Origin of the sequence: Parahoeflea alexandrii, assembly GCF_024105735.1 — a bacterium.
GTDB lineage: Bacteria > Pseudomonadota > Alphaproteobacteria > Rhizobiales > Rhizobiaceae > Hoeflea > Hoeflea alexandrii.
Genome location: NZ_JAAAML010000005.1, coordinates 124309 through 137115, shown reverse-complemented (window position 1 = coordinate 137115; position 12807 = coordinate 124309). Strand labels below are relative to the sequence as shown.

10 protein-coding genes and 3 pseudogenes are annotated in these 12807 nt (G+C 57.2%); 3 read left to right on the top strand and 10 right to left on the bottom strand.

From position 1 onward, the window contains the following. A partial coding sequence (locus GTW23_RS22705; protein ID WP_252917615.1) for an IS66 family transposase occupies positions 1-398 on the top strand: 398 nt, incomplete at its 5' end. A 26-nt stretch (positions 399-424) separates the two neighbouring features. Further along, positions 425-715: pseudogene (scpB, locus tag GTW23_RS22700) on the top strand (SMC-Scp complex subunit ScpB); the annotation flags it as partial. Between the two features lie 41 nt (positions 716-756). On the opposite strand, the gene GTW23_RS22695 reads toward scpB, so the two are convergent. From GTW23_RS22695 to GTW23_RS22685, 3 genes are all read right to left on the bottom strand, one after another. Continuing rightward, positions 757-2142 (bottom strand): hypothetical protein, encoded by a 1386-nt coding sequence (locus GTW23_RS22695; RefSeq protein ID WP_252917614.1) that lies wholly within the window; start codon positions 2140-2142, stop codon positions 757-759. 138 nt (positions 2143-2280) lie between these two features. Beyond that, positions 2281-4050, bottom strand: coding sequence for a phospholipase D-like domain-containing protein (locus GTW23_RS22690; RefSeq protein ID WP_252917613.1), 1770 nt, complete (start codon positions 4048-4050; stop codon positions 2281-2283). Then, positions 4047-7484 carry a DEAD/DEAH box helicase gene (locus tag GTW23_RS22685; protein WP_425602798.1) on the bottom strand — a complete coding sequence of 1146 codons (3438 nt, stop codon included), beginning with the start codon at positions 7482-7484 and terminating at the stop codon, positions 4047-4049. Before GTW23_RS22685 ends, GTW23_RS22690 begins: the two co-directional genes overlap by 4 nt. A gap of 422 nt (positions 7485-7906) precedes the next feature. Between GTW23_RS22685 and GTW23_RS22680 the strand changes: the two genes are divergently transcribed. Continuing rightward, the gene (locus GTW23_RS22680; protein WP_252917611.1) at positions 7907-8476 is read left to right on the top strand and encodes a DedA family protein; all 570 of its coding nucleotides are present in this window, start codon (positions 7907-7909) and stop codon (positions 8474-8476) included. 187 nt (positions 8477-8663) lie between these two features. Here GTW23_RS22680 and GTW23_RS22675 read toward each other — a convergent pair whose 3' ends face one another. The 7 genes and pseudogenes from GTW23_RS22675 to GTW23_RS23580 form a co-directional block, all read right to left on the bottom strand. After that, positions 8664-9128 carry an SCO family protein gene (locus GTW23_RS22675; RefSeq protein ID WP_267660738.1) on the bottom strand — a complete coding sequence of 155 codons (465 nt, stop codon included), beginning with the start codon at positions 9126-9128 and terminating at the stop codon, positions 8664-8666. 131 nt (positions 9129-9259) lie between these two features. Further along, the gene (locus GTW23_RS22670) at positions 9260-9733 is read right to left on the bottom strand and encodes a copper chaperone PCu(A)C (RefSeq protein WP_252917609.1); all 474 of its coding nucleotides are present in this window, start codon (positions 9731-9733) and stop codon (positions 9260-9262) included. Then, positions 9730-10332 carry an SCO family protein gene (locus GTW23_RS22665; RefSeq protein ID WP_252917608.1) on the bottom strand — a complete coding sequence of 201 codons (603 nt, stop codon included), beginning with the start codon at positions 10330-10332 and terminating at the stop codon, positions 9730-9732. The genes GTW23_RS22670 and GTW23_RS22665 overlap by 4 nt, the downstream gene beginning before the upstream one ends. Positions 10333-10421: 89 nt before the next feature. Next, positions 10422-10807 (bottom strand): annotated as a pseudogene (locus tag GTW23_RS22660) (divalent metal cation transporter); the annotation flags it as partial. A gap of 20 nt (positions 10808-10827) precedes the next feature. After that, positions 10828-11966 (bottom strand): IS3 family transposase gene (locus tag GTW23_RS22655; RefSeq protein WP_252917607.1). Its coding sequence is split into 2 segments (ribosomal slippage): positions 10828-11729 and positions 11729-11966, totalling 1140 coding nucleotides; the frame shifts between segments, so codons are not numbered across the junction. Positions 11967-12011: 45 nt separating this feature from the next. Beyond that, positions 12012-12370 (bottom strand): annotated as a pseudogene (locus GTW23_RS23585) (divalent metal cation transporter). Between the two features lie 16 nt (positions 12371-12386). After that, positions 12387-12674: a divalent metal cation transporter gene (locus GTW23_RS23580; RefSeq protein ID WP_425602797.1), complete on the bottom strand. Its 288-nt coding sequence runs from the start codon at positions 12672-12674 to the stop codon at positions 12387-12389. Positions 12675-12807 lie beyond the last annotated feature (133 nt).

Sequence of the window (12807 nt, the reverse complement as noted above, 5' to 3'; positions counted from 1 at the left end):
AGTTTGTTGGGATGACAGTCTCATCATTAAGTGCCAAGTCACAGCTGTCCCGCAGTTCTCCGGTTGCCGAAGCGATGGACTACATGCTCAAGCGCTGGTCCGGCTTCACAGCCTTCCTCGACGATGGCCGGATTTGCCTGACCAACAATGCCGCCGAACGAGCGCTGCGAGGCTTCGCGCTGGGTAGGAAATCGTGGCTGTTTGCAGGTTCCGACCGCGGTGCGGATCGGGCCGCATTCATGGCAACGCTGCTCATGAGCGCAAAGCTCAACGACACTGATCCGCAGGCTTGGCTTGCCGACGTCCTCGCCAACATCGCGGACACGCCGATCGGTAGGCTGGAACAATTGCTTCCATGGAATTGGATGACAAAGGCGCTGAACGCTCAAGCGGCCTAACCTGCGGCGTTCACCGGATGCTTACTTTCCAGCCAGTGACAAGAAGCGAGCTGTCGAAGATCTTTGGCAAGGAGGTTTCTCGCGACACGATCAGCGCTTTGCGTGGCGCCGGGTTTCTTTCCTCCGGACCGCGAAGTCCGACGCCGGGGGCGCCGTATACCTATGTGACGACTAAGCACTTTTTGTCCGCGTTTGGGTTGGAGACTCTGCGCGACCTGCCCGACATGGAGGCGCTTGAGGATGCGGGATTGCTCAGTCGGCGGGTTGAAGATGGTTCCGTGGCGGACTCTGATCCAGAACTCGATGGGATTGATTGAGTTCAGGACGACTCTTCGTCGGTTGCGTCGCTCGTCCTCTGCTATGCTTCGCCGTCGTCCTGATTTTCACCCGGCAGCCACATGCAGTTGGCCCATAGGTCCTTGTAACGATCGGAAAAATGCCTGATCGCGGGCCCATTTGCCCTGGGAGACTGGCATGCCTTGGCGCATGTGGAGGCGACGTCACGGTAAAGCACAGGATCGACCCTGCGGATTCCGTCGAAGTTCAACAAGAGGTCTCCCAGCCGGTCGGCGATCTTGTCGCCGCGTGCCACCATGAGGATGGATGGCGGCCGGCTATGGGGATTGATCAGCACATATCTCCAGCTCGGATCGGCCTGCCCTTTGGCCGGGACGAGCTCACACGGCCAGGCATCGCCGCCGCCGGTCATGTCTGTGTAGATGTCCTCAAGTGGACCGGGCTTGTTTGCCACAAGGACACACGGGCCGCTTGCGGCATAACAGCCGAGACGCTCGTCGAAATCGATACCAAGCATATCGAGAAGAGCGAAGCGCCTGGAGCGGTCAAGGCTGGCCATGTCGTCGAGAAACCATTGCAGCGCCTTGACTGTCGTCCCGAGCGACTGCGCGATCTCCTTTGGAGGATTTGGCCAGCAGGCAACGACATTGCTTGCGATTTCCGGCGCGTTATCATAACCGCCCCCGAAATTCTCCTCTTCGTCCTCCATTTCGTCGCGAGGTTCCTGCCCAGTCAGCAGCCAGGTTCTGCGTTCAATTCCGCTATGACTAAAGTAGCGCTCACGATCCGGCGGGATCGAGCTTTCCCACGAAGTCAGCCATGGCCCCGGCTTCCATACCTGCTCAGTGGCGAAGGATGGATCCGGCTCGCGGGCAGGTAATGCAAGCCAAGCCTCGATGCGTTCTTCCAACTCGCGATCGCCGAGATCGCGTCGCCGGTCCCTCGACCTCAAATTATGGTCGGTCAGTGCATCGCCCAAAAATGAGGTGATCACCTGATCAACCGGGGAGGCCTCTGATCTGCTGCTGCTAGAGATCCATCTGGCTTTATCTTGAGCCGACCGAAGAGAAGCGGGCAAAGACTTCTCACGCGGACCGGCAATATCGAGACCGACCCCAATCGTTGCGAGATCCGTTTCAAGGGTTGGGTCAGATTGTGCCAGGTGCCGGCTGACCATCAGGGCATCCGGCTGGCCGCGGAGACCTTCAGCTTGCGACCACGCTGAAAAGAGCACCCTACGAAACGGCTGCGGGTTATCGCTAGATGAGAATGTTGTCCAGCGGATGGGCGTGCCGGGTACGGTCATGCCGTATATCAGGAGCGGGCTCAGACCATACTGGCTCGCGTCGCTAATTCGGATCGGGTCGCGAACGGATACGATACCGTGTTGCGGGTGCACAAATACGAATTTCGCGGTCGCGACGTAGAAATGATGAAGGCGTTTCATAGCAATTTCCGCGTTCAGAATCAGTATTTTGGCATTCAAACACTATGTTAAATCTACACGATCGCGAGCTTCGCCACTAAAGCAATTTTGACTGTGGCAGTGCATTCGCGAAAGCCAGTCGACCGTTCGATCTATCCGTCATCCGGCGAGAGAATCCTTCGCTGTCCTGGTTCGCTCGGCGTCAAATTTCTGCAAGAGTTGCGTGGCGAGACCGGGGCCTTCAAGGTAGAGGCCGATCTCATCCAATGGGTTCTCAAGTGACGCGGACTGCGAACCCCAATTCAGGCTGCTGACAACGACATGATCGTCATCCCATGCAAGGAACTTTGCATGAAGTTGAGGTTCCGCGACGCCAATGATGTCTACGTCCCCCTTCAGCCGCTCGCGTTGTTCATTGACATGACCACGCTTTACCGGACCGCCGCGCCTGGAATAGAAGATCGACACTTCGCTAAGGCGCTGGCTCGCGACTTCGGCCGGATCGAAGAGTGCCGGAACCATGTTCGCGCCGACGCGATTGGTGCAGCAAATAAACCGGGTCTTTGCATCGTGGGCAGCGAGCCTCAGAAGACGGTTGTGATCGGCCGCATGGAGGATCCGCATTGTTGCCCTTAACGAGCTCACCACTGTAGCGGGCGCAGACACGCGGCCGCGGTCGCGCCGCAGCTCAGATGCCATGAACTGAAGCGCCTCAATCGACTGGCCTGCACTTGATATTTTGGAAACGATGGATTGCAGGACGTCCATCGCCGCGCCTGCGGCATTGGCTTCTGTCAGCTCGACCGAAATTTCGACTGCACTGAAGGGCGACGACAACAAGTTACAAGATCCCATGGAAACGACGGCTCCACCTTGTCCATCATCTGCGACCAGGAATTTTGCATGGCTTTCGACTGTGTCGCGATGGGCAAGCACATAGCCGCGCGTGCGTCGTATCGCGGATAATCTCTCGCCAAGATGATGCATGGCAATCGAGTTTTTCGGCACCTCGATCGACGTCCCGAAAAACAAGTGGCATTTCACGCCGCGGTTGCACGCATCTTCCAGCGCTTTCCACATGCGCTCACGATTCTCTTTGCATCGGTCGTCATCTTGCGATGCGACAAACGTCGAAAGAATGAAAATATGAGATCTTGCCGCTTTGACAATCTGCTCGAAGCGCTCCAGCTGTTGACGTGCCCCAACCACAATCTGGTTGGCGTTGATCTCCGTCGCGATAGCTGGCGGCTCATCGGCGACCGGCGGGGCGGTAACCGGCAACTGGCCCGTCTTGATCGTCGCTCTGAGTGCCTCGATAAGTTTTTCGCTCGCGCCGGGTGGCATCGCGCCGTCTCTCACGTCATCGAGATCAAGCACCAGAAATTTGCGCTCGAGATATGAGCTGTTCGCCTGTATCCCGCGAAGCCATTCACCTGGTCGCAGCGTCCCGGACATGAATTGAGTGACGCGCTGCATCATAGAATAGTCGGTTTCCAACGGCTCGCCGACCGGGAAGGCTACAATTTTGCCGGATCTTGGGAGCTTGGTGATCGGTACCGTATCAACATCACGATTGCGAAAGACGGATTCCCCAACCTTTTCATAGACGACACTGATCCCAATCTCCCGGTCTGCAGACCGTTCGGGTAATGCGCGGCTTCCGCGGATAAAGTCACGTCCGACAAGGTTGGTGGACAGCATCGGCCGCGGCGACATCCGAACTTCGATCAATCCGAACTGCATCAAGCGTCCAACGGTCGATGCCGCGACCTGGCGAGGAATGTGAAGTGACGACGCCAAGTCGTCGATCGTGCCGGGCGTTGCATCCAATGTCAGCAACACCATTTCCTCGATCGGGCTCCAGCCCCAGACGCGTTGGACAAGCCCTGGGGCCTTGTAGTGCCAAGCAGGAATATAGATCTTGCTCACGGTGCCAGCCTCCCGTTTTCATCGACAGGGACGATCGTGACACCCATCCCGACTTGTGGAAAATCCTTCTTCTCCAAGAGCGAAATCTCGTTGAGCATCCGTGTTAGAAACCGCAGCTCCTCGTTCACACCATCCGGATCGATCCCGCTGACGGCATTCCTGATGAACTTCCTGCTTGTTGCCAAGATAAGCTTTTGTCTCGCGCGGCTGAGCAGAACATTCATGCGCTGGGGGTTCTTGATAAACCCGAGCGCGCGGGTGCCCACGTGGATGCTGTTACGAACAAGGCTTGCCAGGACGACGTCTGCTTCGCCACCCTGGAAGCTATCGCTGGTATAGACGAACTTGCCGTTCCCTCGGGGGCTGGCAAAGCCGAGCAGCGTGTCAGTCTCAATGTCGATAAAGGGGCTGAGCTTTCGCTCCAGGTGGTCGACTTGGGCCAGATAGGGCGACAAAACAACCAGCGTTGGACGTCGGCCATCTTTGCCGGATATCGGTTTGAGATCCTTCAGGGCTGCGATGAGAGCGCTTGCCTCGACCTCATTCTTGTAAGACTTTTTCACCTTCTGCTCAAAAGCCTTTCGCCGGGCAACGCTCAACGAAGGAAGGTCGAGAAGAACGATTGGTGAGGTCGGCATTTTATTGGCAACGCCCACCTTCTGCTCGCGCTCGGCGACGCGCGGTGAAGAGACCAGTTTCTTCTGGTAAAATGTATTCGAAACCAGTTCGCATATCGCCGGATGCATCCGGCTCTGCTCAAGGAGGGTGGTCGAGATCGAGCTTGCCCGCCCTGTTGCTAACTCGCGCTCATCTTCACGTTCAGCAATCGCGCGGAACGGTTCTTCGAGACGGGCTGCGATTGCCAGGACGTCTCTAAGCAGGAACTCGTGAGACGTCAGCATCCCAAGAGCCTCGTCTAACTCTGGTGGCAAGTCCAATATTGCCGAGAGCTTTTCCTGGGCGTCGACCAGCAGCTCCGCCGCGGCCGCAGGATCGTAATATCGTTGCCGCTCGCCGGAGTCGAATGGTGACAATTGCTTATGGTCGCCAATCATCAGACGCCGGTTGCCTAAGAGCAGCGCGCCGATCAGCTCGGCGCCATTGGCGCGGGCGGCCTCTTCAATGAAGACCCAGTCGAACTGTTCGCCGTCAGCGATCATCTCCTCGATCGTGTTTGACGAGGTTGTCGCCAGGGTAACATCGGCTGACCGCAACATCAGATTATCGGTATCGCGCAATACCCTCTCAGCCAGCGACCGTTCGGCATTGTCGACCGGCCGCAGTGTCTGGGCGATCTGGCGACTTTGATTTTGTATGAGTGCGGAACCATTGCCGCCTTTTTGCGAGGCCGTTTGGAGCAGGACGATCGAATTCTGTCGCAAAGTGCTCTCTTCGATGCTGACTTGCGACTTCTCCACCCGCACAATGATCGATGCATGGCCCGCGAGGATGTCGTGCAGTTCTTTCTCCATATGAACGAGCGTCTCGTGGTTTTGCGCAGAAACCAGAATCCTTGCATCCGGCGTCTGCTCCATAATGCTCTTCACGAGGTTGGAGATCAGGTAGGTTTTACCAACACCCGGTGGGCCCACGATGACGTTGATCGATCGTCCGGCTACGATACTGTTCCAAGCCGAAAGCTTGGATGGGTCCATGCCTGCCACCGCCGAACCGGGTGCGGCGACTTCTCGCAAGGTATCATCCAGAGCAACCTGGGCCGGATCGTCCAGAGCTCTGAGTAGCTCGAGGTTCTGACGCGCCGCGACGATATTGAGTAGGCGGCGGCGAATTGCCCGTTCCGTACCCGTGTCTCGCCTTGGGCGCAGAAAAAACCGCTCGCCCTGCATCGGTAGGTGGCTGGTTGTGAATGTGAGCGTCAGCTCTCCCTCGATCAGAGAGCTTTCCTCAAAACTCAGTTCAGGGCTTCGTTCGCGACTGAAGACAAGTTCCTCGCTGGCCGAGAGCGTCCAGTTCGGCTTGCCGTCATCGTAGCGCATTTCCTTCTGCAGGGCGGTGAGCGCCTTCTTCAGGCCAAGCCGCTCCCGGCGCTCGTCGCGCTCGGGGTCCGGCTGGAGAAGAACGCTGACGAGATCCTTTTCTTCACTGTCAATCGAAGCGATAACCCGAACAGGATAGATGCGAAATTGCTCCCGCAGCAATGTGAAGGCTTCCAGCAAGACGAGGGCATACCAGGTTGGCGCGTCCTTCGGCCGGCGTGAAGCTTCGGGATCGCTAAACAGGTCTTTCCAGCGCTTTGCACCATGGCCAAGCTTGCGTACCCGCTCGTTTGCGCCGCCGCGGTGTCGTGACAATTGCAACCGATGCGGGATCTCGACCGCGCTATCTAGCCAATCGCTTGCCTGCCTCTTGTGGGCGCTTTCGATGGTCGCGGTATAGTCGCTCTGCAATTTTAGATCGTAGATCGCTACATCGGTTATCAGCCTAAGCTTGTCCTGTCCGGCTGACTTTGCCCGAATAGATGGGTTGAGTAGATCGTCCTCGACAAAGCCGAAAACCTCATCCATCTCGCTTGCCTGGATGGCGCCGGATGTGAGTGCGGGAAAGTCTCTTTGGGCGACGCCATGGGCAGGGTAAAGGACAAGCTCTCCTTCCGCGCTTGTACCCGCGCGACCTATCTCGGTTACAACCTCGTCCAGTTCTCCAATCACCACGCTTCCGTCGAAGAGCTGGAATCGAGGAGGATCCCCCATCCGGTCCAGCAGCTTGCGTTCGATTGCCAAAAGAGCCGGACCTTCGGCATCGTCAACGCCGAGGAGCGATTTGGCTGTTCGAGCGAGGTCTATCCAATCTTGCCTGAAAGAGATGGCCGTCAAAGGGTCGAAAAGGTGGTCATTGGCACCGAGCGTGCCATCAGAAATATGAATGCATGCTTCGAAGCCACCAAGCCGATAACCCTCGACGTCATCACTTGCAGCAAAAATGGTATGCTCTGAAACGGACCCATGGACGATGCCGGCCTCGTGGATGAGTCGCAAACCTTCGACGACCCTCCGGAGGTTTCGCCAGAATATGGCTCTTCCGGCGCTTGCCAGAAAGCGGCTCTTGCGCGTCCGCGCCCGATGCGATGAGCCCGCGACCGGACTGCCAGGGTCGAGCATGACGATGGCGATCTCGTCGGCATCTTCGGTGACCTCGATTACATGGACCAAGACCTCACGTGCGACCTTTGACGTCATGACGCGACGGACCCGTCTTTGGGCACGGGCAATGATGCCTATCAAGTCTTGATCGAGTGGCGTTTTCGTCTTCGAGAACAGGCGCAAGAGATAGCGTTCGCCGTCCTCCACCCCTATCGCAGAACGGAGGTGCGAATTCCATCTGTCTGATCGACCGCGAAAGGAATCCTCCGAGAACTGAAACCGGCTATCAAGAGGCAATCGATTAGCATCTTTCTTGCGGGCCATTCTTGCCATCTCTGCTGGTGTACATCACAGAATCATCGCAGAAATAGTAGGTTCTCCATGGCTAGAGTTTCAAGCGGACATATCCGAGTGAGCACGCTATTCGTGTGAAAACATTGAGCAACGTTTGATGGTTCTTCCTCATATGTGGAACGGCCCGTTGCATTGAGGAAGGATTTGTGAGCGGCAAACGTCTCCCAGCCGAAGCGAGCTTGTTCCAGGCAAACGCCAACCGAGATTACAAATCCTTTCGGGTGGGGCGTTCTAGCAGCTTCCTTATCGACTCTGCTTGTCTTAGTATTTGGCCTTGTCGTGCTGTCAATTGCGCTAATTGCTGAAGAGCCGTGGCTGCAAGAGAAATACGGCGCAGAGTATCAGAACTAAAATTGACGGTGCGTCGATACCTCTAGGCGAGCCGATGTGGAGAAGAGTAAATGGACGGCCTGCTGGAACTCGTTCGGGAATATGGTCCGTGGATCTATCTACTGCTCTTCGTCTATTGCGCATTGAAAAGTGGAGCCTTGCCCCTCTTTGCAGGCTATGCAGCGCAAGCAGGGGTTCTGGAACTCATGCCCGTAGTGGCGGCAACTTTTGCAGGTGGATATCTAGGCGACGAAGCTAGGTTCGCCATTGCACGACGATATGGCGATGCTTGGTCAAATAAATGGCCCCGCGTTCAACGAGCGATTAACGCAGCAAAAGCTCTGGTCGCGCGATATGGCTGGGCTTACATTTTTCTCTATAGATACCCGAAAGGAATGCGAACCATTGGGGCACTTCCAATCGGGCTTGGCTCAATGTCGTGGAGCAAGTTTACAGCTCTCAATGCGGCATCCGCTGTTGTGTGGACTTTCGCCCTGGTCGCTATCGGCTTCGCGTTCGGGGCGCAAGTTGAACAGGCAGTTAGCGCGGGTTGGGGTGCTGCCAGCGTATTCCTGCTGTTACTTATGGTGATCGGCATTTTTTACGCGTGGTGGCGTATCAATCGAATACATGTCGCTTAGTAACCGACATTGCCCGGGTCGAAATACAATGTTCTTTGCGACTCTTGGATAGTTGGGAGACATGATTTGATCTGTCACCCGTTTTCTCATCCGATTTTAGGTAGAGTTCGTCATCAGGTTGACGTCCTTTGCGCATATGATTCACCATGAAGATATCTGCTCTGGGCAACCGAACCCCTTCAGAGGATCATTTTAGCACCCTTCGGATTTTCGGCAGCGCGAAACGCCGTTCCTCGTGGTAATCGACGATCCCGCCAAATCTGCCGTCGTCGTGGAACAGGAGCACGCCAGCGGTGTGGTTCATCGTGTAACCATCCCCCCGTGGAATCTTTTCGAACGTGGCGCGAAACCCCTTCGCGGCGCGTTCGATCTCGCCGAGGGGGCCGGTCAGGCCGGTAATTCTGGGATCGAAATTTGACAGATAGGCCGCTAACTCCTCAGGCGTGTCACGCTCCGGATCAACGCTGATCAGGAACGTGTTGAGCCGGTCTGCGTCGTGGCCGAGTTCCTCCAGCCAGAGGGTAATGTCGCCCAGCGTTGTTGGACAAACATCCGGGCACCAGGTGAAGCCGAAAAAGATAATGGCTGGGCGGCCGATCCAGTCAGAAGGCTTCACAGTCGCTCCGCGGTGGTCCGTCAGGGTGAAAGACATCTCGCCTATCGGCAAAGGCATAAGGCTTGAGCCAGATTGAACGTCGCCACGGCTCCGCCACCAGCCGAGGCCGAGAGTCATAATTAGTGCCCCAACGCCCGAGGCTCCGGCGAGAAGTAACCTCCGGCGTCTCATTTTTTGATGTCCGGGCAGCCAGCGTCCCTCGCGCCCATACCTCGGATCAATACGGGAACCGTCACATGCCCCGCTTCGCGAAAGGTCAGCGTGACCGGAAATTCTTCGCCTTCCTTCAGCACCTTTGTGAGGCCCATCAGCATGCCGTGATAGCCGCCCGGTTCCAACGCCATGGTAGAGCCTGCCGGCACGGGGATCGCCATCGCGTGCGGCATCGAGGCCACGCCATCCTTCACCACGGTTTCGTGCAGCATCGGCTTGTCTGACACCGGAGTGGTGATGGCGGTCAGCGTATCGTCCGTCGCGCCGGTGTTGCGGATGGTGACGTAGAACGCACCGGGCCGCGCCATTCCGATCGAAGCCCGCGACCAGGCTTCCGAGATTTCAAGTGAGCCGAGCTGTACGGTTTCGCACGCCATCGCCGGGCTGATTGCAAGGCTGAGGACGAGGAAGGCCAAAAGGTGTCTCATGATGTTCGCAATCTCTGCTTGAGGTCGTTCAGGATTTCGTCTGCGGGTGTGCCGTAACTGAATTGGCGCAGCCAGTCTCCGTCAGGCCCTATCAGGTAAAGCGATGGACTGTGCGACATCGTGTAGCCATCCGACGCGTTGGCATTGACCTCGCGCTCGTAATAGATGTGGAAACTGCTGGCAGCGGCGCGGGTCTGCGCCTCATCGCCCGCGAGACCGAGGATCGACGGGTGGAAGGCTGCGGTAAAATCTGCAAGTCCCAGCCTGCGGTCTCTTATGGGGTCGATGGAGATAAAGAGCGGTTGCACAAGGGTGGCCTGATCGCCAAGACCGTCCAATACCTGAGCAACCTCGGCCAGCGTCGTGGGACAGACGTCAGGGCAATTGGTAAATCCGAAGAATACCAGCTGATGCTTTCCTGCAAATTCCACCGTGCTCCGCAGGCGTCCCTCAGCGTCGGGGAGTGCGAAGGTGGGCCGGAAGGGGGCAACAATCGAGGGCAACGGTGTGTGGTTCGCAATAAGGACGAGCGTGCCATAAGCCAGCGAAGCCAGACCGGCCATACCCCAGAGAATCTTCTGCACGCCTGTGAATCGCATCGGTTCGTTTGTCTCCGCTACACGAGCTGTTTAAGACCTCAAGCCCCTAGAGCCTCAAGTGCGACATTCCGCCATCACGCACGGTATTGTCATGCCAACAGTAAGGTCGCCAACAGGTTCATGTTCAGGGCTATGATCATGACTGCGATCAGCGCAGATTATGGTGAGCCAGCGGGGCGCGACCAGATCGCCCATATTGGCGCGGCTCGCTGTGAACATCACCAGCGGCACGATGGCGAAGGGGAGTTGGAAGTATAGCGCCACCTGGCTCAAGATCAGCAATTGCTCTCAGTACCTTCGCTGCCATAGAGCACGATCACCAGGGTTGCGGGCATGATCGCAAGGCCGCGGGTGATCAGGCGCCGCGCCGACGGGGCAGCCGAAGTCGGATGAACCCTTCCATCACGATCTGACCCGCCATGGTCGCGGTGACGGTTGAGTTTAAGCCTGCGCAAAGCAGTGCCACGTCAAACAGGATGAATAGCCCCGAGTTTTCTAGACACCCTCGGTCTTCATTTTCTGCTGCCGTTCGAACTCGACGGGTGACAGCATCCCGTTCCTGACATGCTTGCGCTTCGGGTTGTAGAACATCTCGATGTAGTCGAACACATCCTGGCGAGCTTCGGTGCGTGTCTTGTAGGTCCGACGCCGTATCCGCTCCCGCTTGAGCAGGTTGAAGAAGCTCTCGGCGACAGCGTTGTCGTGGCAGTTTCCTCGCCGGCTCATAGAGTGTTCCAGATTGTGAGCCCTGAGGAATGACGCCCAGTCCATGCTGGTGAATTGGGAACCCTGATCCGAGTGGATCACCACCCTGTTCTTCGGCTTTCTACGCCACACGGCCATGAGCAGAGCCTGCAGGACCACGTCCGTCGTCTGACGGCTCTGTATCGACCAACCGACGACACGACGAGAGTATAGGTCGATCACGACCGCCAGATAGGCGAAGCCTTCCAGCGTTCTGATGTAGGTTATGTCCGTCACCCACACCGTGTCTGGCGCTTCCACGTCGAACTGCCGATCCAGCGTGTTGTCGACGACCAATGACGGCCTGCCGCCATGGCTTCCTGGCCGACGCTTGTAGCCGATCTGGGCCTTGATGCCCGCCAGTGTGGCCAGACGTGCAACGCGATTTGGACAGCACGTCTCGCCCTGATCCAGCAGATCGTCGTGAAGCTTGCGATAGCCATAAACCTTGCCGCTGTCCTTCCATGCATTGTGTATGAGCTCGGTCTGGCGCGCGTCTTCGCGAGCCCGTTTGCTCAACGGGTTCTTCAGCCAGGCATAAAAGCCGCTCGGTTGGATGCGGAGGCAGCGGCACATCGCCCGCACCGAAAATAGCGGGCGATGTTCTGCCACGAACGCGTATCTCACTTTGCATCCTTGGCGAAATACGCGGTGGCTTTTTTTAAGATGTCGCGCTCCTCGGTGACCCTGGTCAGTTCGCGCTTCAACCGTCTGATCTCGGCATCCTTGTCGTCACCGCCAGCCGGCCGTGAGAACTTCTTCGTCCACGCGTAGAGCGAATGCGGGCTCACGCCCAGACGCTTCGAGACCTCCGCAACAGCGTAACCCCGCTCGGTTATCTGAGCGACCGCATCCCGCTTGAAATCATCACTGAAATTGACTTTGCCCATCATGGCCTCCTTGCCTCAAAATTAGGGAAGAAGGTGTCCAGAAATCTAGGGGCTATTCAGGATCGGCGCCAGCGCCGACCCCAATAATGGCTCTAAGAGCAGATACGCCTTGTCGATTTCAGCCAGGTCATTTTTGCCCACAGTGTAGAAAGCCGCTGCTGCAAGGATCAAGATCGAGGCGTTGATTGTTAGAGCGAACATTAGCGCGATGGTCGAATCCCAGTCGCATGTCGCAGTGCTTCGCGTTTGGCGGCGAAATCAAGTCCGTAGGCGCGGGTCTGCACGATGCCGGAATGCAGATAAAGATTATGTGGCATCACGGTCGCCCCGATGATCCCCAACGCGAGATAGAGCATCGTGGGATTGCTGACAATCTCGCGGCTTGGTGCAAAGCCGGCGATCACCGCGCCCCATTCAGGATCAGCCCGAGGCGACCGCCCGCCGCGCGCACAGCGACTGCAGCAGGATCGCCATGATGTTGGACAAAAGCGCCACGAACAGCAGCGTGTAGCCGAACGCTGCGCCCCCCGCGAGCGATGTTGCCCAGTTACCCGGGTCCATGTAGCCCACAGCTACTAGATAACCGGGGCCGACAAAGGCCAGAAAGCGGCGGAATCGGCTGGTGCCTCCATTGCCCACGGCGATGGTTCTAAACAGCTCCGACATGGAGGGCGCTTCGCGCTCCTGGCGCCAGGCTGATCGGGTCATGGTATTCGGATTTCTATCAAAAACCTTATGAGAGGCTACAGATGTATAATTAGCTTTCGCTAACTTTTCATGGTGCGGCCTTTCTTGACAGGCCGCGCTGACCAACATGCGCCCGAACTGCTGCCATGCGGGA

Excerpts from the sequence above, each read along its gene's own strand:
- GTW23_RS22675 (WP_267660738.1), bottom strand. The coding sequence starts at position 9,128 with ATGTCTTTCACCCTGACGGACCACCGCGGAGCGACTGTGAAGCCTTCT.
- GTW23_RS22670 (WP_252917609.1), bottom strand. The coding sequence starts at position 9,733 with ATGAGACACCTTTTGGCCTTCCTCGTCCTCAGCCTTGCAATCAGCCCG.
- GTW23_RS23580 (WP_425602797.1), bottom strand. The coding sequence starts at position 12,674 with ATGACCCGATCAGCCTGGCGCCAGGAGCGCGAAGCGCCCTCCATGTCG.
- GTW23_RS22685 (WP_425602798.1), bottom strand. The coding sequence starts at position 7,484 with ATGGCAAGAATGGCCCGCAAGAAAGATGCTAATCGATTGCCTCTTGAT.
- GTW23_RS22695 (WP_252917614.1), bottom strand. The coding sequence starts at position 2,142 with ATGAAACGCCTTCATCATTTCTACGTCGCGACCGCGAAATTCGTATTT.
- GTW23_RS22680 (WP_252917611.1), top strand. The coding sequence starts at position 7,907 with ATGGACGGCCTGCTGGAACTCGTTCGGGAATATGGTCCGTGGATCTAT.
- GTW23_RS22665 (WP_252917608.1), bottom strand. The coding sequence starts at position 10,332 with ATGCGATTCACAGGCGTGCAGAAGATTCTCTGGGGTATGGCCGGTCTG.